At 43.3% G+C, this 21,723-nt stretch carries 17 protein-coding genes; 7 read left to right on the forward strand and 10 right to left on the reverse strand.

Annotation, left to right across the window (positions count from 1 at the left end; genetic code table 11):
• Positions 1 to 171: 171 nt before the first annotated feature.
• A complete protein-coding gene (locus MAS10914_RS0120965; protein WP_017317907.1) occupies positions 172 to 1,389 on the reverse strand; it encodes a glycosyltransferase in 1,218 nt (405 codons plus the stop codon).
• 578 nt (positions 1,390 to 1,967) lie between these two features.
• Positions 1,968 to 4,571 (reverse strand): M1 family metallopeptidase, encoded by a 2,604-nt coding sequence (locus tag MAS10914_RS0120970; protein WP_017317908.1) that lies wholly within the window; start codon positions 4,569 to 4,571, stop codon positions 1,968 to 1,970.
• A 437-nt stretch (positions 4,572 to 5,008) separates the two neighbouring features.
• Here MAS10914_RS0120970 and MAS10914_RS0120975 point away from each other — a divergent pair, with 437 nt between their 5' ends.
• The 4 genes from MAS10914_RS0120975 (at position 5,009) to MAS10914_RS0120990 (ending at position 9,571) form a co-directional block, all read left to right on the forward strand.
• The gene (locus tag MAS10914_RS0120975) at positions 5,009 to 6,679 is read left to right on the forward strand and encodes a DUF3352 domain-containing protein (RefSeq protein ID WP_017317909.1); all 1,671 of its coding nucleotides are present in this window, start codon (positions 5,009 to 5,011) and stop codon (positions 6,677 to 6,679) included.
• Between the two features lie 359 nt (positions 6,680 to 7,038).
• Positions 7,039 to 7,494, forward strand: coding sequence for a large conductance mechanosensitive channel protein MscL (mscL, locus tag MAS10914_RS0120980; RefSeq protein WP_017317910.1), 456 nt, complete (start codon positions 7,039 to 7,041; stop codon positions 7,492 to 7,494).
• 159 nt (positions 7,495 to 7,653) lie between these two features.
• Positions 7,654 to 8,574, forward strand: coding sequence for a class I SAM-dependent methyltransferase (locus tag MAS10914_RS0120985; RefSeq protein WP_017317911.1), 921 nt, complete (start codon positions 7,654 to 7,656; stop codon positions 8,572 to 8,574).
• A 25-nt stretch (positions 8,575 to 8,599) separates the two neighbouring features.
• On the forward strand, positions 8,600 to 9,571 hold the full coding sequence (locus tag MAS10914_RS0120990) for a PrsW family intramembrane metalloprotease (RefSeq protein WP_017317912.1): 972 nt from the start codon (positions 8,600 to 8,602) through the stop codon (positions 9,569 to 9,571).
• Here MAS10914_RS0120990 and MAS10914_RS0120995 read toward each other — a convergent pair.
• The 8 genes from MAS10914_RS0120995 to psbD form a co-directional block, all read right to left on the reverse strand.
• Complete coding sequence (locus tag MAS10914_RS0120995) at positions 9,568 to 10,554, reverse strand: glycosyltransferase family 2 protein (RefSeq protein WP_026082706.1); 987 nt, start codon at positions 10,552 to 10,554, stop codon at positions 9,568 to 9,570. The genes MAS10914_RS0120990 and MAS10914_RS0120995 overlap by 4 nt on opposite strands.
• Positions 10,555 to 11,393: 839 nt before the next feature.
• Positions 11,394 to 12,266 carry a 6-pyruvoyl trahydropterin synthase family protein gene (locus tag MAS10914_RS0121000; protein WP_017317914.1) on the reverse strand — a complete coding sequence of 291 codons (873 nt, stop codon included), beginning with the start codon at positions 12,264 to 12,266 and terminating at the stop codon, positions 11,394 to 11,396.
• 125 nt (positions 12,267 to 12,391) lie between these two features.
• Positions 12,392 to 13,093: a J domain-containing protein gene (locus tag MAS10914_RS0121005; protein WP_017317915.1), complete on the reverse strand. Its 702-nt coding sequence runs from the start codon at positions 13,091 to 13,093 to the stop codon at positions 12,392 to 12,394.
• Positions 13,094 to 13,108: 15 nt separating this feature from the next.
• Positions 13,109 to 14,071: a cysteine synthase A gene (gene cysK, locus MAS10914_RS0121010; RefSeq protein WP_017317916.1), complete on the reverse strand. Its 963-nt coding sequence runs from the start codon at positions 14,069 to 14,071 to the stop codon at positions 13,109 to 13,111.
• Between the two features lie 40 nt (positions 14,072 to 14,111).
• Positions 14,112 to 14,549 (reverse strand): RrF2 family transcriptional regulator, encoded by a 438-nt coding sequence (locus tag MAS10914_RS0121015; RefSeq protein ID WP_017317917.1) that lies wholly within the window; start codon positions 14,547 to 14,549, stop codon positions 14,112 to 14,114.
• 424 nt (positions 14,550 to 14,973) lie between these two features.
• The gene (locus MAS10914_RS0121020) at positions 14,974 to 16,779 is read right to left on the reverse strand and encodes an iron uptake porin (RefSeq protein WP_017317918.1); all 1,806 of its coding nucleotides are present in this window, start codon (positions 16,777 to 16,779) and stop codon (positions 14,974 to 14,976) included.
• A gap of 396 nt (positions 16,780 to 17,175) precedes the next feature.
• Complete coding sequence (locus MAS10914_RS0121030) at positions 17,176 to 17,457, reverse strand: 4a-hydroxytetrahydrobiopterin dehydratase (RefSeq protein WP_017317920.1); 282 nt, start codon at positions 17,455 to 17,457, stop codon at positions 17,176 to 17,178.
• Between the two features lie 1,111 nt (positions 17,458 to 18,568).
• Entirely contained in the window at positions 18,569 to 19,627 is a 1,059-nt protein-coding gene (gene psbD / locus MAS10914_RS0121035) for a photosystem II D2 protein (photosystem q(a) protein) (protein ID WP_017314240.1), read from the reverse strand.
• Between the two features lie 312 nt (positions 19,628 to 19,939).
• Between psbD and MAS10914_RS0121040 the strand changes: the two genes are divergently transcribed.
• The 3 genes from MAS10914_RS0121040 (at position 19,940) to MAS10914_RS0121050 (ending at position 21,636) form a co-directional block, all read left to right on the forward strand.
• The gene (locus tag MAS10914_RS0121040) at positions 19,940 to 20,212 is read left to right on the forward strand and encodes a hypothetical protein (protein ID WP_017317921.1); all 273 of its coding nucleotides are present in this window, start codon (positions 19,940 to 19,942) and stop codon (positions 20,210 to 20,212) included.
• Positions 20,213 to 20,230: 18 nt separating this feature from the next.
• Positions 20,231 to 20,914, forward strand: a complete 684-nt coding sequence (locus tag MAS10914_RS0121045; protein WP_017317922.1) for an energy-coupling factor ABC transporter ATP-binding protein — start codon at positions 20,231 to 20,233, stop codon at positions 20,912 to 20,914.
• Positions 20,915 to 21,084: 170 nt separating this feature from the next.
• Positions 21,085 to 21,636 (forward strand): NYN domain-containing protein, encoded by a 552-nt coding sequence (locus tag MAS10914_RS0121050; RefSeq protein ID WP_017317923.1) that lies wholly within the window; start codon positions 21,085 to 21,087, stop codon positions 21,634 to 21,636.
• Positions 21,637 to 21,723 lie beyond the last annotated feature (87 nt).

Here is a 21,723-nt window from a genome sequence, read left to right on the forward strand (position 1 = left end):
TGTACTTAGAGACTGAAACATCGAGACAGGAGGTGGAAACAAAAAAAGCTCCCTCTCTTTGTTTCAATTTTTATGAGTCTAAAAAAGCATTGCCTCTCTCCAATGACTATGTTTTTCGTTTTGTCTATTTTTGTTTTGGTTTTTTGTATCTAGTTTGACCACAAGTTCCGCTCACACCCGGTCAGCCAGGCTGGTTCGTTGTTCCCAGCGATTCAACATTTCGCTGTAAACTTGTTGAACCACAGTGTGAGCTGCATAAGGTTTTGCAGTCCGCACGCAAGACTCACTCGGATAATCTCCTGGATGCAGCAGCACTTTGCGTAAAGCATCTGCTATGCACGCGGGCGTTCGTTCAGAACAAACAACCCCACTGTCCGCAGTCAGTAACTTTGGGGTTTCACCACATTGAGTTGTAACTACAGGAGTCCCACTCGCCAGCGCCTCAAGAACGACCAAAGGTAGACCTTCATAGACACTGCTTAGAACAAAAGCATTGCAGACACGATGTATCTGTGCAAGCTCCCCTTGAGGAACGGCTCCAAGCATTGTGACTTTATGAGAAATCCCCAAGCTAGCAATTTCTGCACTAACTTCTGCTCCTAACTCGCCATCACCCGCTATAATTAGGTGAATATTAGGCTCGTTGAAAGTAGCAAACCCACGTACCAGCAAGATAGGGTCTTTTTGAGGATGTAGCCGACCAGCAAATAAAACGAAACGTGTTTCCTCATTCAGTCCTAGCCGAGATGCCAGTTCCTTTCTTTTGACTTCTCGTTCCTCTTCACGTAATGGGTAAAAGATTTCGTTATCAAACGAATTTTTAATGTATGCTACACGGTCTTGCAAGCTAGGATAACGCTGCTTATATAACTGTGTTGCATCAGTATTACAAGAAAGAATTTGGCTAAACTGGCGGACTAACAAACTTTCCATTGCAAAATATGCAGCGGGAAATCTTCGCCAAAGAATCGCTTTTTTATTACCCGCAGCTTGTATTTGCGTCCTTATATCATTGTGAATAAATAGAGTTTTTTCTCCCTGCCAATTCATGGCTGCTATTGTTGGCTCTATTCTGTGAAAGTGCATAAAGTCAGAAGCAAAGCAACGCCCTAAAAGGGCAGTTGTATATTTGAGTGTTGTTGGTATCAAGCTTCTGACATTGTCATTTTGCAAGGTAAACAAAGGTAGAAAACTAATTTCTCTACCTGCAAATTCTGCTTGTTGCCATTCACCAACAGGCTTTTTTGGATCGTCTCCTGTTCCTACGAGTTTTACCTGAAACTCGCTTGGCGCGTATTTGATAAAGGTGTTGATGAGTGTTTGTATACCTCCAATTGTGGCATTCCAAGGATTGAACTGGTAAAAAATCGTGAGAACAGGTTTACGCATGGCGACTACCCTGCACAACTTAAGTGCAAACGCTCAAATGTTTTTCAATTTGCAAAAACACTCAAAAAAACTTTAAAAATGCCCTCCTACAGATTAAAGATTTTTATGAGTGTATGCATTCCTCCGTTAGAAATATTCCCGAGAATAAACTGCTGAAAAATCGCCAGCATTGGTTTATGTCTGTTGAAACCTCTGACAACTTTTGTACAAACACGGAGAAGGATTTCCACCTTTTAAAAAGGCACACAGCTTCTATGGGATTTCTACACAGAGGTTTAATTACACATATCAAATCCTAGTATCTCTGAAGCAAATTTTCACTGAGCAAATATAATCTTTACATTAACTTTATATTTCTGTGTATACTTTTTATCTTCTCAGTAGTCAAGCTATGATATATTTGCATTTTTACACAGAGAAAATCTAAAGAGACTTTACAATATCTTAATTTTTGAAAAAATAAAAATGGGACGTAAACAATAATGTCTACGTCCAACTTAGGTGAAGATGCCACAAGAGCATAGCAATGCTCCCTAACGAGGGGAGTATGCAAATAAAAACGCTGTTGTATTTGTTATCTATGTACTACTTGGATTGGATCTTGCTTCCAAATATTCTAAGCGGCTTCTGAGTTCTTGGTTTTGTTGTCTAATCTGGTCAAGTTCAGAGCGTAACTGACGAATAGCACCTTCAGAGCCAATGTTTTTTTGCACTTTGGAAATCTCTTCCTCGGCATAGCGGCGTATGCGTCCATCTGGTGTTTGGTCTGCCAAGGCTTGCAAAATCCCAATTGCTCGGGGAGTTTCCATTTGTCCGAGAGCTGTTACTACCGCCAATTGGGTTAAAAAGAACGTGTCCTTGGAAATTTCTGTCAAAAGGTCTAAAACCCGTTCCACATTGGCACTCGTTTGACCAATAGAAATCTTCCCCAGAGCGCGAATCGCTGCTAAACGCAAGAGTTGCGGTACACCGAGTTTGGTGTATTCCATCACGAGATTGAGAGCGGCTTCTGAAGTTTTCAGTTCGGCTAAACCTGCGATCGCACCACTCCGCACCACCTCATTCCAACCTGCTTTTTCTTCCAATACCGATTTTAGGAGCTTGATGACCTTTTCTTCTTTAGGTTTCTCATCTGTTGTTGCAGCAGCAATTGCACCTAAGGCGCGAGTCGCTGCGGTTTCTACATAATAGCTGGGATCGCCCACCTCCAGCAGTTTTTTCAAAGCCTTATAGCTTTCATTTTGCTTGATTTTTGCAAGTGCTTCCACCGCAGCACGCCGCACGTAAGAACTGTTATCTTTTAACCCAACAACTAACTCATCAAAGACTTGATCTAGATGGATTTCTGCTAGTTGTTTAGCCACCTCAACACGTACACCCCAGAAGGGATCATTCTTGAGTGCAGCAGACAGCACTTTTATCGCCTCCAAACTCCCTTTTTTCGCCAAAGCTTCCACTGCAAAGATACGGGAGATGGGGTTGGGATCAAATTCCAACTGCGCTTTCAACTCTGGTAGTGGGTATTCCAAAGACACCGTTTTTAGGAAATGATTTCCCACATCAAAGCTGATAAATTGAGGTTTTTCATCAACAGGGAAGTAGAAGCTTTGTTCGGGTTCATGTACCCTCACCGCGAAAGTTTTGAGTTTTACTGGTTCGTCCCCCTGCTTGTACCCAAAACCGATGGGAATTTTCAAGTCAAATAAATCACTGCTATTAGGACTCACTGCACTTGCTTGGGTTTGAGTCACTGTTACCTTAGCCAGCTTGCTCTCCCCGTCCCAAGAGTAAGCCACTTTAAAATCTGGATGACCACCACGATAGACATATTGGTCAAAGAGGAACAAGAGATTGCGCCCAGTTGCTTTTTCAATCGCCCGCAGTAAATCGACTGTTTCCACAGTTTTATGGGCATTATCCTGCACAAATGTCTGAATTGCCTTCCAGAATAAGTCTTCTCCCAATTGAGCGCGAATCATGTGATAAACACAAGACCCTTTCTCGTAAATGTGGTGGTCATAAAGTTCAATGGCTTCCCGGTAAACGTGCGTGACCATTGGACGACGGTAGCGATCGCTATCTTCAGTCTGATAACTACGAGCTTGCAGTAAAAGATAGTATGCCGCTTCTTGTGTACCATATTCATGTTCTGTCCACATGACTTCAGAGTAAGAAGCCATCCCTTCCTTAATCCAAGCATGAGACCAGTGCTTAATCACCACCAAATCCCCAAACCACTGGTGCGCCAGTTCGTGGACGACTAAGCTTTCCGTGTTGCGGTTATCTAATGCGGCTTTCTCATCCAGCAAACATCTATCAGTTAACAGTGTAGCAGAGGTGTTTTCCATCCCTCCAAAGATGAAGTCGTCAACACAGACTTGTGCATATTTGGGGTAAGGGTATGAAAAGCCGTATTTTTCACTCAAAAACTGTATCATCCGAGGAGTTTTGCCCATACTGCGTTTGGCATCTTTCTCGCGACTTTTTTCAACGTAGTATGTGACGGGTATACCGTTCCATTCGTCGCGAATTTCGGCAAAATCGCCTACTGCTATGGTCATCAAGTAGGTAGGATGAACTTGCTTCTGTGACCAGTGGTAGATTTTGTCGCTACCTTGTTCTTCTGTAGCAATGAGTTCGCCGTTGGAAATTGCAATCAGGTGTTTAGGGACTCGGATGCGAATTTCAGAAGTAGAAAGTTGTCCTGGGTAGTCAAAGCAAGGGAACCAGAAGCGAGAATCTTCGTCTTCTCCCTGAGTCCAGACTTGGGAGGGTTTATTAGGGTAGTGTTTATCTGGTTGGATAAAATAAATACCGCGTTGTGGTTTGTCTACCGAGTAAGCAATTGTAATGACAATACGCTTGTCAACTTCTGTTGGTGAATCAAGTTGGATAGATAACTGTTCTCCGTCGTAGTCAAACGTTTGCTCTTTTCCATCCATCTGCACCGATTGAATGTCTAGGTTGACAGCATCCAAATTCAAACGCTCAATACCGTTGCGGATTGGTGTGAGTGTTATGCTACAACTACCGTGGTATTTTTTGTTAGGTATATCCAGACTGAGGCCTAGAAAAATATGCTCTACTTGTCCAGGACGATCAGGATTGTAGTGCGGTTTTGCCCCTGGTAACTCAAAAGTTTTATACCGATTATTTTCTGTATCAAAGTAAGACTGCAACATTGATGTTTACTTAACCTTGGTAACCCTGAAAATTCTTCATGAATATCATAGGGAAAAACAGCTTCATCGCGTGTACTTCCCACATCAACCTACAATACACCCTGAATATTTTGCACACTGTTGTCATGTGACACAGGGCATCTTGCGCCTTGAGCGTTCTACATCTGGTAATAATACTCCTGAGATTTTTTTATTAAATTAGAATAACTTGCTACTATCAAAAGGAATATATTTTTCAGATTAAAGAACATATCAATCATTTGCGGATTTGCTCTTGGCGTCTTTGAAATTATATTTGGAGCGCTATCATACCCCTAGTGTATGGAAATAATAATTTTATCAGTAAAAAACGAAAAATTAATGTACATCCGAAAACTCCACAATGACATTTTTACTAACCTCTAGGACAATTTGTTGAGGGAAAGAGGATATTTACAATGCCGGAAAGTAAATCAAAATTTTTAATTCCAGCTGTTGGCACTGCCATAGTTGTGGCAGGAGGTATAGCAGCTTATATGTATTTTAAGGGTGGTCCTTCGGGAGATATCTCCAGCGCTTTGGGTGCTGCTAAAGTCGTGCCAGATGAGGCAATATTAGCTACTTATATTTCTACTGATCCGAAAGTTTGGGCAAAGTTGGAGCAGTTTGGCACTCCCCAAGTGCAAAACATAGTCGCCAAAGGTTTAGAGGACTTCAATAAAAGCCTGTCAACTGATAGCAATATTTCTTATGAAAAAGATTTAAAACCTTGGGTAGGTGGTGTGATGATTGCCATGCTACCTTCAAGTCCAGCCCAACATACTGCACAGAATAGACCTCTTGCAGCACAGGAACCTAATATTTTGATGGTAGTAGGTATCAAGGACAAAATAAGTGCCTTGAATTTTGCTAACAAATTGAAGGCACAAAAAGGTGTCAAGGTACAGGAAACTAACTACAAAGGCGAAAAGATTATAGAAACTACAAGTAAAAGTGAACCCAATTATACTGCGGTTTTGAATAATACTTATGTTGTTGTTGCTCCGGAAAAACAAGCTGTAGAACAAGCAATTGACACTTATAAAGGAGAGCCTTCCTTTGCGGTGAAAGAAGGTGCAAACAGCATACTGAAAACATCTGTCAATGTAGACAACACCTTGGCACAAATTTATGTGCCTGACTATGGGGGCATGGTACAGCAATTAATAGCTGCAAATCCACGCTCAACCCCGATCCCCCCAGAAACCCTCAAGCAGTTGAAGCAGATGAAATCTATGGTAGCGGGTGTAGGTGTTGATGATGCGGGTGTGCGGATGAAAGCCGTCGCCAAGTTAGATCCGGAATTGATCAAATACCAGTATCAAAATACGCCTGCTAAGGTAGTATCTCAATTCCCTGCTGATACGATCGCCCTCATGAGTGGACAAGGGATCAGTCGTTGGTGGTCAGCGCTTGTGGAACAATCAAAAGATCTTCCCGAATTGAAGGTCACACTTGAGCAAGCTCGATCGCAACTGAAATTAGTCAATCTTGACCTGGATAAAGAGATTTTCGGGTGGATGGATGGCGAATTCGGTGTTGCAGCCATTCCATCAAATCAAGGCGTGTTGGCGCCGGTTGGTTTTGGGGGAGCGTTGGTTTTCCACACAAGCGATCGCAAAACCGCTGAAGCCACCCTCAACAAACTCGATGAGCTGGTTAAAGCACAATCTGTAAATGTAGCCAAAAGAAATATCGGTGGTAAAGAAGTCACTGAATGGCAAATTCCTCAACAAGGAGCTTTATTAGCACACGGTTGGCTTGATAATGATTCTGTATTTGTCACCATTGGTGGTTCCATAGCTGAAACGCTTGCAGACCGCAAAGGTCAGTCTTTAGAAGGTAGCGATAGTTTCAAAACCGTTACTAGCACCTTGCAAAGACCCAACGGTGGCTACTTTTACTTAGATATGGACAAATCCGTACCTCTGTTCACTCGTCTTGCCTCCGCACAACAACAGTCTATTACTCCTGAAGCAAGTGCTATTATGAGTTCCATTCGCGGTTTGGGTATAACTGCTACTAGCCCTGACAAAACGACTACCCAAGTCGAGATGTTGCTCGCACTTAAGCCGAAAAACGGAAATTAGGGGATAAGGCATGGGGAATGGCAAATGATAACTAGCCTCAATTGCGCCCTTCAAGAACTTTATTACAGCACATTGCAAGTAGGTGAAGTACAACGCGCTTTGTCTAAAAACCAGACACAGAGCCAATTTTACTCCTGAGTCCTGAGTCCTGAGTTCTGAGTCCTGCTGTAAATACAAGACCGTTATCACCCTGAGGAACCTAGTTTTTTAAAGAAACCGGGTTCCTCAAGCTTTTAGCGACGTATAAAAAAAATTTGCTGTTACCAATAATTATAAAATCAAATTTTGTCAACACTTATTGGACGTATAAGCTCCTAATAAGATACCCTTAATCGTCAACAGAAGAAATACTAAATACTATGGCTGTAGAACGACACGCAAGGAGAGCAACCGGATTTCTACGGGATTTTCAGGAATTTGCTCTTAAGGGAAATGTGATGGATTTAGCGATTGGCGTGATTATTGGCGCTGCTTTCGGCAAAATTGTCACCTCATTTACTAATGATGTCATCATGCCTCTGCTGAATCCTTTGTTAGCGTTGGCTGGGACAGATTGGCGGGGGTTTGGTATTCCTCTTGGTAAGGGTAAAATTGCCATTGGTGCATTTTTTGGCAACATAGTTGATTTTCTGATTGTTGCTTTTGTTCTGTATCTAGCTATTCGAGCGATCGCCAGATTCAAACGCAAAGAAGAAACGGCTCCACCTGCACCCACAGAAAAAGAGTGTCCTTACTGCTTTGAGAAAATACCTCTTGCTGCAACTCGTTGCCGTGCCTGTACTTCGCAGTTATTACCCACAGTCGATAAACTTTAGGTAGTAACATTAAATACTCATTTTTTGTTTAAACAAAATATTAAAAACTGTTTACTTAGAACGTAAGATAAAGCGCGGCTCACCTGCGGGATTATGATTCTTATAAACAGGCTTTTTCCTGCTTTCAAAGCTAGATGATTTGTTTGGGTAACTTCGCTGATGAACACATCTGTAAAACAGGCTCCGAGATTAGCTTCACGTTTCGTAAATAGGGTACTAGCAATCAAGCCTTTAGCCAATATAGCCAAGCATCAAGCTAGGCAAATGATGATTAAACGTGCTGAGAAAATTGGAGTCAATTGGCTCCAAGAAGTACAGACGCTACAAGCGCGTGATTGGCAAAGCGACTTGGCTAAAGTACAAAATCCCAAGCTTTCCTACCCAGAATACTACCTGCGTTCATTCCACGGTTACGAAAAAGGTGATCTTTGCTGGGAAGCTGCTCTAGAAGCAGAAGTAGCCGCCTACACGGTTCATGCTAGCATTTGGTCTAATGCTGGCGCACAGGGCGATGCCAAACTGCGCCAGAGTTACCACGACATCCTGAAAAAGCAAATTCCCACCGAACCGCAAGACATCCTAGACTTGGGGTGCAGTGTGGGGATGAGTAGCTTTGCCCTGCAAAAAGTTTATCCCCATGCCAAAATCACGGGCTTAGACTTATCTCCCTACTTCTTAGCTGTTGCCCACTACCGTAGTCAGCAGCGCCATGCTAATATCAACTGGATTCATGCCACAGCTGAATCCACAGGGCTACCAAATGCCTCGTTTGATTTAATCTCCATTTTCTTGATGTGCCACGAACTGCCTCAATCGGCAACTTGGCGGATTTTTGCAGAGGCGCGGCGTCTGCTGCGTCCGGGTGGGCATTTGGCAATCATGGACATGAATCCCAAATCTGAAATGTATAAGAAAATGCCGCCTTACATTTTAACGCTGCTGAAAAGTACTGAACCGTATTTAGATGAATATTTCGCTTTGGATATTGAGCAAGCACTCCTTGGGGCGGGTTTCAACACTCCCACCATCACCCCTAATAGCCCCCGTCACCGCACTGTCATTGCTTATGTAAAGACGTAGTATACTACGTCTCTACATAGATAGCATGCTACCTCCCTACACGGAATTATTTTGGGCAGCGATACCACCGCTGCTGCTTTTGGTCTATTACTATTACCGCGTCTCATCTACCCCGTCTTTGATGCGGCTACTGTTTTTCTTTATATTGGGAGCAATATCCGGTTTTCTTGCTTTGAGCTTGGAATGGGTTTTTGAAACAGTAGCCAATTATTTTGTTGACTGGCAGAGAATACAGCGTGTTATTGCAGGTGTCGCTCTGCGGCAACTTGTAGAAGTCGGTCCAATCGAAGAAGGCTGCAAGTTTGTAGCAGTCATTGGCCCACTTTACTTTCTCCAACGCCGATATCGATTTCGCCCCACTTCTATTTTTCTCTTCAGTATAGCTGTTGCTCTTGGATTCACTGCCGAAGAAAATTGGATTTATCTTCTTCATGGCACGGCATCAACTTTTGAGCGAGTCATCAGCACGCCAGTCCACGCCATGTTTTCTGCTCCTTGGGGGTATGCCCTGGGAGTATCCGTTGGGTTTAGCATTTACTCACACCGATGTCGGCAGCTTGTTCCCAAGGCTTGGCTCAATGCTGTCATTTGTCATGCCCTAGTGAATGTTCTATCAATGAGTGGACGCTATCCAGTACCACTGCGTTTCCTCAGTTACGCTTTGTTTCCGTTTCTGTTGTGGATGCTTTGGCGACTAGAGCAATTATTGCGAAGGTTGCAAGGCAAACTCCCGGTGACTCTCATCTCTGGTAGTACACCCAAGCAACGTTTTCGACAACGTGCTTTGGTGCTGTTAGCCTTGTTGCTTGCTGGAAATGCGATGTTTGGACTGTTTGTGTTAGCCACAAGTCTGAGCTTCCTAAATCCAACTCAGTTTTTTTACCCTGATGTCATGTCATTTACACTGAGCCGCTTATTGCTAAATCTGAGCTTTGGACTTTTGGCATGGGTTATCTATTGCTCATTGCGGCGTTCAGCACAGCGTCGATATTTTTAACTGGCGAGCAATTTACGAGCCAAGGGTCGGGGAGCCAACGAGAGTACAAATGCTGCTACTGTTCTGAAGTTGAACTTTTGCTGTCTTAAAACATGCAAAAGGTATGGTCGCGCTTCTTTGACTTGTTCAGATCGCATTAAGCCAATAGCTAAAGTGGTATGTGCCTGTAACCATTTCTCTTGGAAATAGCCCTTAAACTCTTGCAGGCGCTCATCTTCCATAAACTTGCGGTAGCAAAAAATCCCTGCTTTCCCAGCCCGGATCTTTGCCTGGTCGTTTACATTACCACTAATCATTGATTCTGATTGTGAATGTACGCGGTATCTAGCTAATCTTTCTGGACAATAATAAGCTCCTCCTCCGTTTCGACAAGCTAGGTACGTGAGGTAAAGATCCCAAAAAGGTCCCATTTGAGGCGGAAAATCATTCCATTCAATAGCATCCTTACGGATAACAGTAGCCACAGCAGAAGGGACAGCTTGATGAACTATGCCAATTTCATAAAAAGGTTGGTAAACTCTTTGCGTTAATTGGTCTCGCTTCCAACGCTGTGTATTTTCCTCAGTAGCTGCATCATCAATCTTGCCATCGGAATCCATAATATAGTGGTCGCTAAAAGCTATAACTAAATTTGGATTAGCATCAAGCTGTGGAACGAGCTTTTCTAACAAGTCTTTGTTCCAAATGTCATCATCGTTCAGGCTCGCAACATATTTACCTCGTGCTTGCTGAAATGCACTTATAACATTCAGGGATATTCCTACGTTTTTTGGATTGCGTCGAAACCGGATTCGTGGATCTTGAAAAGATTCAACGATTTCTTGTGGATTATCGGAGCTAGCGTCATCCGATACAATAATCTCAATATTCTTATAAGTTTGGTTAACAGCACTTGTTATGGCTTCTTTAAGATAGTTAGAGCGATTATAAGTGGGAATAATCACGCTAACGAGAGGTTGATTTGGATCGTTTTTCAATTGCATACCCTCAACTCCTTCACTTTTTTCCGTCATTCTTATATTGAGCTAGTAGACGCAATTATTATTCTTAAATATGAAACTAAAGTCAATCAAATTCCGATGTTAACTAATAGTATTGTAGGGGTTCAGAAAAACTATAAAAACCAGAATCTGCACTTTACAATGTTAGGGAAATTATTAAAACTCTGAATTCTATTGTATTTCAATATACTTTGATTTTATCTCTCTTAAGGAAGAGATTGTTAAGATAGTTTCATTAATTAATTTAAAAAAAAATAACCTACATAGGAAGGCAGGTGGAAGTTTCGCCAGTCTTTCTACTTTAGAAAACAATCTTTGTTTCTACCATTTTGATAATAGAGAAAGCAACTCGGTAAGCTATGCAGACATTACAGCAGTTTTCATGTATTTGAACCATAATCGAACTTAGGGGCGTAAGCGAAGCGTGCGCTTTGCGCTTACGCCCTTATACTGTGGTCTATTTCCCTGAAAAGATCTGTAAACTTTGGGAGTATGAGACCCAGGTTGATAAGCCCTGAATTTTTGCGAATATTTTATAGAATTATAAAAATTCTTACTAGAATAATTTTTTTGCTATATTTGATGTTTATTTCTGTCTTGTTTTCTTCTGTCTTGTTTTCTCGTAAATAGGATAGTCTCTGAAAAGAATTATCACTACTTCATGAAGGGTGTTGGTAGGTAAGAGTATGAGATTGAAACCATAATGCTGATCTTATCAAACTCTATTTTAGAAAATACCAAAAGGGGCGACCAGTGAAACTAGACCGCCCCATTCAAAGTTTTTTAAACGAGTATTGATAGCTGTTTGCAATTCAATTGCGCTACACGCGTACTAACATAGGTTCATTCTGCGCTGGATTGACTGAGTTGGACTCTGACTCTGTACAGTAGATTTCGCAAGAGTTATTAGGACTTTCGATTAATTTCACTTTGTATAGCTTGGCTCCCAATTCCTGGATGGGCGATCGCAGTAAGTTACTAATGTGAAGTGCAATATTCTCAGCAGTGGGAACGACTTGTTCAAAGTGCGGGATATCTTTGTTTAAGAAAGTATGGTCGAATGGCTCGACAACATAATCTTCTATCACTTGATTCAAAGCGCCTAAATCAACAATCATCCCTGTACGCGGGTCAATTTCCCCTTTCACAGTTACTTCCAAATGATAGTTGTGTCCGTGACCATTGGGACGAGCGCACTTACCGTAAATCTTGAAGTTTTCTTCGCTACCCAGAAGAGGATGAGCTAGCCGATGGGCGGCGCTAAAATGCGTGCTGACAGTGAGGTATGCTTCCATGCCGTTTCCTAAATAATCAGCCCAAAGTTCAGGATGTTCAAAAAGTTGTACACGGACTAAAGGTAATTGGGGTGCAAGCCGCTGCCAAATCAGCCGTGTAATGTTCTCAGTGGTAGGTAGAGTTTGTTGAAACTCTGCCCACACATCGTTGAGATAGGAAAAGTCCAGCTGGCTGGTCACTTCGCGCTTGATGACGTGTTTTACGTCGGACAAGTTCAAGACCATGCCATATTCATCCAATTCCCCAATTAAGGAGACGAACAAGACATAATTGTGTCCATGTCCGGGAAATTTTGAGCAAGCACCAAATTTTTCAATATTTTCTGCTTCACTCAGTTCTGGCAACCAATAGCGATGACTTGCTGAAAACTGAGCGCGGCGATTAACAATACATTGCATGAGTAAATTAGGAGCAATACTTAAAATTTCTTAAACTTTCACTCCTTTCAGGATAAACTAATTCTGGTGTTAGTGGTTAGTTGTTAGTTGTTAGTTGTGAAAAACTACCTACTACCCACTACCCACTACACATACGCGCCTACAGAATCTTGTGCCTCATAATGCAAACGAGTGGCAATGCGGAACATTTCTTGTCCAGTGTGCAAGTAACTCTCGTCGTAGTTTAGGGGGAAATATTCCAACTCATCTAACCCATCGCCAATTTGATTGAGGCAATAGTAGAGGTGAGCTGCTACTCTTGCTAAACTAGGGGGATTTGGTAGGGAACGAAAAGTCATTTGCGCTTGCTTGAGGTCGTCGCGACAGGCGTTTAAGTAATCCTGAAATTCTTCTAACAGGACATCATCAAAGGGGTCAGCAGCTAGTTTCTCAATTTGCTCCTGTAGGGAAGTGAGAATGCTAAATAGCAGGCGATTCACTGGTTGATAAACTTGGTGCAGCCATTCCTCAATTTGTTCATCTGCATACCTTCGTGTTTGTCGTGTCGCCTGGTATCGCTGTTGAGCTGCTGCTGTCCGCTGTTGCCTATCGCTGGTCGTTTTTTGAGATTGCTGACGCAGTTTTTGGTCGTAATTGCGACGGTTTTGAACGTCCCCCAAGACCTCATATGCTGCATTAATGCGGATAATCTGCTCAGGCTGTGAGGAGTCCTGATTGCTATCAGGATGAAAGATTTTAACCAAGCGACGATAAGCTTGCTTAATCTCCGCTTGGCTGGCGTTCGGACTGACTTTTAGTGTTTCGTAGTGGTTAGTAGTATTCGCCATTATTCCAATTTATCGTTAGCTGATGCTAACTGCTACCTTTGGCTCCAGGTCTTGGAATAACGGTGTACTCAAATACCTTTCTCCAAAACTAGGCTGAATCATCACTATCAAGCGCCCCTCGTTTTCTGGGCGTTGAGCGACACGAACGGCAGCACACAAAGCAGCTCCACTGGAAATGCCAGATAGTAGCCCTTCTTCTCGTGCTAAACGCCGACCGTAGGCGATCGCTTCTTCATCGCTGACACTAATGACTTCATCTATATAGTTTACATTCAGCACTTGGGGAATGAACCCTGCCCCAATTCCCTGAATTTTGTGAGATCCGGGTTTTCCTCCAGATAAAACTGGGCTATTGGCTGGTTCAACTGCGATCGCCTTAAAACTTGGTTTGCGTGCTTTCATGACCTCAGCAACACCTGTAATCGTACCACCCGTTCCGATCCCAGCAACAATCATATCTACCTGTCCGTCAGTATCCTCCCAGATTTCTTCAGCTGTGGTCTCCCGGTGGATTTTTGCATTAGCTGGGTTGCGGAACTGTTGTAACATATACGCATCTGGCGTCGTATCAACGATTTCCTGCGCCCGCCGAATTGCCCCACTCATGCCTTCAATTCCTGGCGTGAGTTCTAATTCTGCTCCATACGCCCGCAACATCGCCCTTCTTTCGGCGCTCATAGTCTCAGGCATTGTCAAAATTAATCGATAGCCCTTTGCTGCTGCTACCATTGCTAGGGCAATTCCTGTATTTCCAGAGGTCGGTTCCACTAATATCGTTTTACCGGGAGCAATCAATCCTTCCTTGTGGGCGGAGTTAATCATGCTTACACCAATCCGGTCTTTTACTGATGCAGCCGGGTTCATACTTTCCAGTTTCACCACAATTTGTGCAACACAACCCTCCGCTTGGGGGATGCGGTTAAGTTGCACAAGAGGTGTACGACCAACAAGTTCTGTAATATCACGAGCTATACGCATACTTTGTCCTTTGTTCTTTGTCTTTTCCAATAACTAAAGACTAAATGTAGTACATTATGTCCAACTGTCGTCGAGAATCTCGTTTTTCACATAGATCCGCAAGAGTGTGTTTTTGCAAAACTGAATTTGCCGCCAGCCTTGCCTCTTGCCAGATTTCTTCCACAACAGCACTGTCTACAGTTTTAGGATTGATGTCTTCCTCACATATCCGCACATCTAAGCCTTCTAAACAACTAAAAATCTCAAATAGGCTTATTTTCCAGGGTTCTCGTGCCAACAAATAACCACCCTTTGACCCACGCAGGCTTTTGACTATACCGCCACGCCTCAAGGTAGCTAGCAGCTGTTCCAGATAACGGTCGGGTATATTTTGTTGTGCCGCAATCTGTCGAATTTGCAGCGGTTCCCCGCTTTGGTAATGAATTGCTAGCTCTAAGAGAGCAAGAATTGCGTATTCTGATTTACACGATAGTTCCACAGGCAGCTTTCAATCATAGGTAAGAGGTTTAGGAAAGAGGGCATAGGGAGAAAGTAAAAAGTCAAAAGAATTTTTGACCAAAGTAAAGAACGCAGAACTCAGTAGTCAGAATAATAAAAGACAGTGAACTGTTAACTGTTTTCAGTTTTCATCCATGGGGATATTCTGTGTTCTACATTCTGCCAGGAGCGCGTTCTTCTTAATTTTTACTTTTCTTGTCCTCTTTTCTATTATGCTCCGGTTCTCCACTGGGGTTTGTCATTTTTGTTTTTTAAATCTAAATTAGACTTATATCAAGTTCAGATAATGACTGCACGAAAACCTCGCCCCGCTTGACGGCACACCTCAAAAATACAAATTGCTCCCCGCTACATAGCGGGGAACAATTTGTTAAAAGGCAAATTTTCTAGGGATTGTCAACTCTCTAGAAGGTGAAAGTTGTTCTTAGGGTTCCAATAAACGCATCATCGTTGTCGCTATTCTGACCAGGAGCTGTCAGCCAGATAACACCAGGGGTAATGGAGATGTTATCGCTCACTTGATACTTGTAGAAGCCTTCAAAATGGTAAGGTGTTTCGTTAGAACCCGCTTGTCTACCACGAGCATAGGGTTCAGCACCTGCAAAAATACCTAAGACGTTACCTTTCTTTCCAAAGTCAGGTAAGGCAACTCCAAGTCCGTAGCTCCAAGCTTCATAATCATCATTGGAACCGAAGCCCGTAACGTCATGATATGAAACGAAGCCACTAATGGAGAATTTGTCACTCGGTCTCAACGCTGCTGATATACCGTAGGAGTTACTAGAAGATGCATTTGTGGTGCTCAGAGAGTTTGCCAGTGAAGTTCCTACTACAGCAGTGTTTGCGCCTTGGAATCCGCCGGCATCAAATAAAGCACTACCAGCACCGTGATATCCGTGAACGTAGGTAGCTGCTAATGCGAACCGTTGACCAAGATTAAAGTTCAACTGTCCTAACGCAGCATAGTTACCATCGAAAATACCTGAACCTGAATTAGGATTATTCGCTTCAGACGCCAAGTAACCCACAGTTAACGAACTGGGTCTGAGGAGACCGCCACCTTGACCAAAGGGAATGCTAAGTGCTGCACCTGCGCCACCACCGATACGATAGATGGGGTTTTCAGAAGCAAAGGTGGATAAAGCACCGTTACCACCATCATAGTCTTCAAAATAAGGATTATTAGTGGCAGCATAATCGCTGTGAATACCGCCATATGCTGAAACGTAAAGTTGTGCGGGTCCTACGGGGACGTAGTAAGCCAACCAATCTAGAACAATATCGTTACTATTGCTGGTATCCCCTGAAAGGTTAAAGGTTTGAAAACCTTCAGCACTTTGTTCTGAGGTATCTATAGTTCCGTTGCCGTCAACATCTACATCACTACCTGTGTTCAATCTTCTTGCGTTACCACTCGCTAGACGGGTATGCAGAACGTCTCTACCTGTGAAGCTCGTTTGCAAGTCTAAACGTACTCTGTTTTGGAAGACAGTGTTATTGTCATCGCCTACTGTATCGCCAAAAGCATCACTCAAGGCGAAGATTGCTTCACCAACGAGTTTGGTCGTCGTCGAGAACTGGTTAGCTTCTAATTCTGCTGTCCGTGCTTCCAATGTATCCACACGACCCCGTAGGGTTGCCAGTTCTGCGGAAAATTCCTCTTGCAAGCGCTGCAAGGTAGCCAGGTCTTCTTTCCTGACCAAGTCAGCTGTTGCTGTAGCAATCAGTTCATTAACCCGATCTAAACACGCATTCAAACCAGCAGCAAATTCATAACGGGTCAAAGCACGGTTACCACGGTAAGTACCATTGGGATAACCAGCAATACAACCGTAGCGCTCAACCAAGGACTGCAACGCTTGGAATGCCCAGTCGGTTGGCTGCACATCGGAGAACTGGGAAACCGACGTCACTTGGCCTTGAGAATTGTTTTTCCCCTCGTTGCCGTAGCTGTCCACTTGCTGCAAAACGTTGACTTCAGTTTGTTGTACTTGAGCCAACATTTCTGGCTTGGAGGTCACTTCAGTTGCAGTTGAAGTTGCTGATACTGATGCAGAAGCTTGTTGATTATTGTTTATTTGTGAGACTTCCGTCGTCACCACTTCATGGGTAGTGGTCTGTTGAGCAGCCATCGCTGTTGTAGAAACTAACAACGTTGCTCCTAAAACCGCTGGACTTACCACCAAAGTCTTCCACAAGAGATTAGACATCTTTCCTGTTCTCCTCACACCTTATGTAAATAACTTTTTGCTACAACTATTCGCGAATTTGCCAGTTTGTATGGATACTTGTGGATTAGGCATACTAGCCCTCTACACTATTTTAGTTTTTGCCAAGCTAACAAAGAGTTAAGCTAAGGTAAAGAAATCATCTAATTAACTTATGCAAAAACATAGCTGTATTTATTCGTAATTATAATTGATCAAAATTGGGTGACAAGACTTGAGCAATCACCTTATAAACTGTCACACCTGTTACCTCAGTATGCAAAAATGAACTCAAAGATAACATGAGGTCAAAAACCTCTGCAAAGGCAGTTCTCCACTCACAATCTCATGCACAAAATATGCAAGTTCTTTATACAAAGAGCCACGCGATAGAATGGCTTAGTGGATTTGGGAAATGACACCTGCCAACTCAAAGTCTTTGTTTGTCAAACCACCTGCATCATGCGTTGTCAGTGAAATTTTGACTTTGTTGTAAGAAATTTCGATATCTGGATGATGTCCTGCTGACTCAGCAGGCTCAACAAGCTTGTTCACAAACTCAATAGCCTGGACAAAGTCTTTACACTTGCGGGTACATTGCAACTTTGACCCCTCCACTGTCCAAGCAGGCAAAAGGCTTGCCCTTTCTTGAATTTCTGCCTCAGTAAGTAGTTGCGCCATATCAACACCCAAAAACTGAATTTCTTTGTTGGTTTGTCACCTTCTTTACTAAGAAAGTCCTGTGACTCCAGTCACTTACACAGTGCCCGTTTCATTATGAAAGACAAAGGCTAACTGCTGCTATTCCCACCTGAGAGTTCTTGAAATCCCCTGACTTGTAAACAGGATTAATTCACTTTTTCAATTGTTTAAGGTAGTTTGACCAGTGACACACATATGATATGCGTGTTCCATAACGAATGGATAAATGCCTGATACTACTTCGTCTTTAGGAGATTTTTAACTGTTACTGTTGTAAAGAAATTGTCAAATGATTTTAAGTAACTACTCCTACATTTAGAATCAGCATAAAGTCTAGACCTCTAAAGGTCGAAACCCATGCAATACAGACCTACTGCCAACACAGATTCATGCACAGATCTATGGGGAATTGTGCCAGATGGCATGATAGTTTGCTCACCCTATACCAAGCCAAGCATTACTCTGCATAACTTTAGGGTTGAGACTCGTCTTTGCTATTACACCTGACCTAACACCAACCTTGTGGTATACTGCTTAGGCTTGGTCTCTGATTGGCTAAGATTATTAGACATTCTCCGGTTCAAGAAGTTCCCACTTAGTTATCAGTTAATCCTATTTTTCCTATCGAAAGTGATAACTATTCGCTGTTTGCTGTTTACTCATAAAACTATCCGCTCTTACTTTAGATCAGGAGATCTAGGTAAGAGCGGTCTAGCGGGTCTTCAGGTTGCAACCAGACTGCCGGAAGGAACTCCAAGCTAGCCTAGGCGCTTAGTTTGACTTAGTCTTACTAAAAGACTAAGGCTAACTTCTAGAGAACAGCCCCGGCACACAGCCGGCTAACTGCAACCTGATGACCCATGCATTTACTACTTTCTATCATGGGCATCACCTCCTTGTTGCCTAAACGGTCTTAGTCTCAAAAAGGCAGAAGCTTTGAGCTTCTGGGTTATTCACCTTTACTCAATATAACACAAGTTATCAAATATTTAATCATGAGTCATCAAATTTCCATCCAAAATTGAAAATCTAAAATATAAAAAACCCCGCCATTAGGCGGGGAAAATTCGGTTATGAAACGCTAAGACTGTTACAAAGCGTTACCGCGAGGCAGAACTTCCTCAGGAAAGACAAATTTTTCGTGAGGCTGATCTTGAGGAGCCATCCAAGCGCGGATGCCTTCGTTGAGCAAAATGTTTTTGGTATAGAAAGTTTCAAACTCTGGATCTTCTGCCGCCCGCAATTCTTGCGACACGAAGTCGTAAGCACGCAAGTTCAGCGCCAAACCGACAATCCCAACCGCGCTCATCCACAAGCCTGTGACTGGTACAAACAACATGAAGAAGTGCAACCAGCGCTTGTTGGAGAAGGCAATACCGAATATCTGTGACCAGAAACGGTTTGCTGTCACCATTGAGTAGGTTTCTTCGGCTTGGGTGGGGTTGAAGGCGCGGAAGGTGTTAGCTGCATCGCCGTCTTCAAACAGGGTGTTTTCTACTGTTGCACCGTGGATGGCACACAGCAGCGCTCCCCCAAGTACACCTGCAACTCCCATCATGTGGAAGGGGTTGAGTGTCCAGTTGTGGAATCCTTGCAGGAACAGCAGGAATCTGAAGATCGCTGCCACACCGAAACTGGGTGCAAAGAACCATGACGACTGTCCCAAGGGGTACATCAAGAACACGCTGACGAATACTGCTATTGGTGCAGAAAATGCTATAGCGTTGTAGGGTCTAATTCCTACCAGACGTGCGATTTCAAATTGCCGCAACATGAACCCTATCAAAGCAAAGGCTCCGTGCAGGGCTACGAATGCCCACAATCCTCCTAATTGACACCATCTGGTGAAGTCGCCTTGTGCTTCTGGTCCCCACAACAGTAATAGGGAGTGTCCCATTGCATCCGCTGGCGTCGATACCGCTACTGTCAGGAAGTTACAGCCTTCTAGATACGATGAGGCGATCCCGTGGGTGTACCATGAGGTCACAAAGGTGGTACCGGTTAGCCAACCGCCTAGTGCTAGAAAGGCGCAGGGGAATAGTAGTATCCCTGACCAACCTACGAACACGAACCGGTCTCGCTTTAACCAGTCGTCTAGAACGTCAAACCACCCTCTACTACTGGGGGCCCGTCCAACTGCGATGGTCATTACAACAAATCTCCAAACTTTTATAATTACAGGTTTTTCCCTTCTACCCGCAGATTAGCATTTGACTGCCGCCTACAAGCAGAAAGTTAACAGGGTTGTCAGTTAAGTTTACATTTTTTAACTGACCTCTAATCTAAATTCTATGTATAAATCAAGAAATTTTCCAGTGGATCTTCAATTTAATAATTTCTTAATTTTCTATTTAACCCCACTTCCTCATCCCCAGAGGGAACCCCGATCTCCCCACCTCCCCACAGAGACTGGCTAGCTAACGTTAAAATTAGTCCTACAGTTAAATTTGATTAAGGCTAAATGTTTACCATCGACTTAACCGTAAAAAACACAGCTTTCCCTATATCCATAGAACGTAAGTCTGCTGAGGATGCTGAGGCTGTTTATCAGGTTATTGTGGCAGCAATGCATTCTGGCAACCCTGATATTGTGGAACTCCAAAGCGAGGGCAAGACAGAAAAAAAAGTTGCCGTCCGTGCTAGTGAAATTTCTGGGGTGCAACTGACTCAGAAAGATGGTTCAGCCGCTGGAACTGGTAGACCACCTGGTTTCTTCGCCATAGCAGCTGAGTAAAGCCCTCGTGGTGTATACATGGCAAAACTAGGCATTGAGGTAAAAGATTTAAACTTTAGCTGGTCGTCTGGAGAGAGTGTCATAAAGTCTTGCTCTCTAGAAGTGCCCAAGGGTGAATTTTGGATGCTCTTGGGTACAAACGGCAGTGGCAAATCCACCTTACTTAGACTTATGGCGGGGCTATTAGCTCCCCAGTCTGGCGAAGTTCGACTGTTCCATCCTCTGGGTTTTGTCTTCCAAAATCCTGATCATCAACTGGTTATGCCAACAGTTGGTGCTGATGTGGCTTTTGGGCTGGTGGAGGAAAAACTGCCACTAGTTGCTGTGAGAGCTCGTGTTGAAGAGGCGCTAGGGGCGGTAAATTTACTATCACTGCAAAAACGCCCTATTTATGCTCTGAGTGGTGGACAAAAACAGCGAGTGGCGATCGCCGGTGCTTTAGCCCGTCGTTGTGAGGTTTTATTGTTAGATGAACCCACAGCTTTACTCGATCCAGATAGCCAATTGGAATTAGTAGCTGCTGTCCACCGCTTAGTCAAAAGTCGGGGCATTACAGCTCTGTGGGTAACCCATCGCTTAGACGAGTTGAATTACTGTGACGGCGCTTTACTACTAGAAAAGGGTTCTTTAGTGGATCAGGGTGAACCGCTGCGTCTCAAACGACGGCTCATGGAGTTGCACGACGAAGATTCTGAATCTTAGTGGTGTCAGGGTGTAGGGGGTGTATGTAAATTTTTCTTTTTGAATTGATTTACCTCTACACCCTTTCTGCTCATTTTTATTTTTGTAACATAGTGTTACAAGCAATGATTGAATTACTATAAAACTTATGAATGAATTTTGTTAACTCTAGAAAATTGTGATTCAAAATCATGCCCCCTTCCTTACCACAAGCCGTCTTGCTCGTGGACGGCTACAACATAATAGGCGCTTGGTCTTGCTTGAAAAAAACCCGTGATACTGCTGGACTAGAGGCAGCGCGTTGGGAACTGATTGAAGCTTTAACTAGTTACAGTGCGTTTTTGGGTTATGAAACTCAAATTGTGTTTGATGCCCAATATCAAAACACCTGTAGCAACAAAGAAATTATTACTGAGCTTTTATCAGTTTATTTTACAGATTTCGGGCAGACAGCAGACACATATATTGAAAAAGTCTGTGCCTCTTTACGCTCCTCATTAGCCCAATCTCTCATTTCTCGCATGATTGTTGCCACATCAGACCGAGCACAGCAGTTGGTTGTACAGGGGTACGGGGCTGAATGGTTGTCAGCACAGCAACTGTGTTACGAGGTAGAAGCCAATGTGTGTCGGGTGCGGGAAAGATATAAACCACGAAAACAATCCAACACAAGGTTTTTAGCTAATTCTATCGACGCCAAAGCACGTCAGCGTCTAGCTGAATTGCGGATGGGATTTAAATAGTGCTGAGTGCATCATCAGTACTGTATTTTGAGTTTTGAGTCAAAGCTTTCCAGGCAGCATTGACAAATTTGCTTGCAGTTTGCTTGT

This window comes from Mastigocladopsis repens PCC 10914 (assembly GCF_000315565.1).
In the GTDB taxonomy this organism is placed as follows: domain Bacteria; phylum Cyanobacteriota; class Cyanobacteriia; order Cyanobacteriales; family Nostocaceae; genus Mastigocladopsis; species Mastigocladopsis repens.

Coding starts and splice junctions, on each gene's coding strand:
- MAS10914_RS0120965 (WP_017317907.1), bottom strand. CDS start 1,389: ATGCGTAAACCTGTTCTCACGATTTTTTACCAGTTCAATCCTTGGAAT.
- MAS10914_RS0120970 (WP_017317908.1), bottom strand. CDS start 4,571: ATGTTGCAGTCTTACTTTGATACAGAAAATAATCGGTATAAAACTTTT.
- MAS10914_RS0120975 (WP_017317909.1), top strand. CDS start 5,009: ATGCCGGAAAGTAAATCAAAATTTTTAATTCCAGCTGTTGGCACTGCC.
- mscL (WP_017317910.1), top strand. CDS start 7,039: ATGGCTGTAGAACGACACGCAAGGAGAGCAACCGGATTTCTACGGGAT.
- MAS10914_RS0120985 (WP_017317911.1), top strand. CDS start 7,654: ATGAACACATCTGTAAAACAGGCTCCGAGATTAGCTTCACGTTTCGTA.
- MAS10914_RS0120990 (WP_017317912.1), top strand. CDS start 8,600: ATGCTACCTCCCTACACGGAATTATTTTGGGCAGCGATACCACCGCTG.
- MAS10914_RS0120995 (WP_026082706.1), bottom strand. CDS start 10,554: ATGCAATTGAAAAACGATCCAAATCAACCTCTCGTTAGCGTGATTATT.
- MAS10914_RS0121000 (WP_017317914.1), bottom strand. CDS start 12,266: ATGCAATGTATTGTTAATCGCCGCGCTCAGTTTTCAGCAAGTCATCGC.
- MAS10914_RS0121005 (WP_017317915.1), bottom strand. CDS start 13,093: ATGGCGAATACTACTAACCACTACGAAACACTAAAAGTCAGTCCGAAC.
- cysK (WP_017317916.1), bottom strand. CDS start 14,071: ATGCGTATAGCTCGTGATATTACAGAACTTGTTGGTCGTACACCTCTT.
- MAS10914_RS0121020 (WP_017317918.1), bottom strand. CDS start 16,779: ATGTCTAATCTCTTGTGGAAGACTTTGGTGGTAAGTCCAGCGGTTTTA.
- MAS10914_RS0121030 (WP_017317920.1), bottom strand. CDS start 17,457: ATGGCGCAACTACTTACTGAGGCAGAAATTCAAGAAAGGGCAAGCCTT.
- psbD (WP_017314240.1), bottom strand. CDS start 19,627: ATGACCATCGCAGTTGGACGGGCCCCCAGTAGTAGAGGGTGGTTTGAC.
- MAS10914_RS0121040 (WP_017317921.1), top strand. CDS start 19,940: ATGTTTACCATCGACTTAACCGTAAAAAACACAGCTTTCCCTATATCC.
- MAS10914_RS0121045 (WP_017317922.1), top strand. CDS start 20,231: ATGGCAAAACTAGGCATTGAGGTAAAAGATTTAAACTTTAGCTGGTCG.
- MAS10914_RS0121050 (WP_017317923.1), top strand. CDS start 21,085: ATGCCCCCTTCCTTACCACAAGCCGTCTTGCTCGTGGACGGCTACAAC.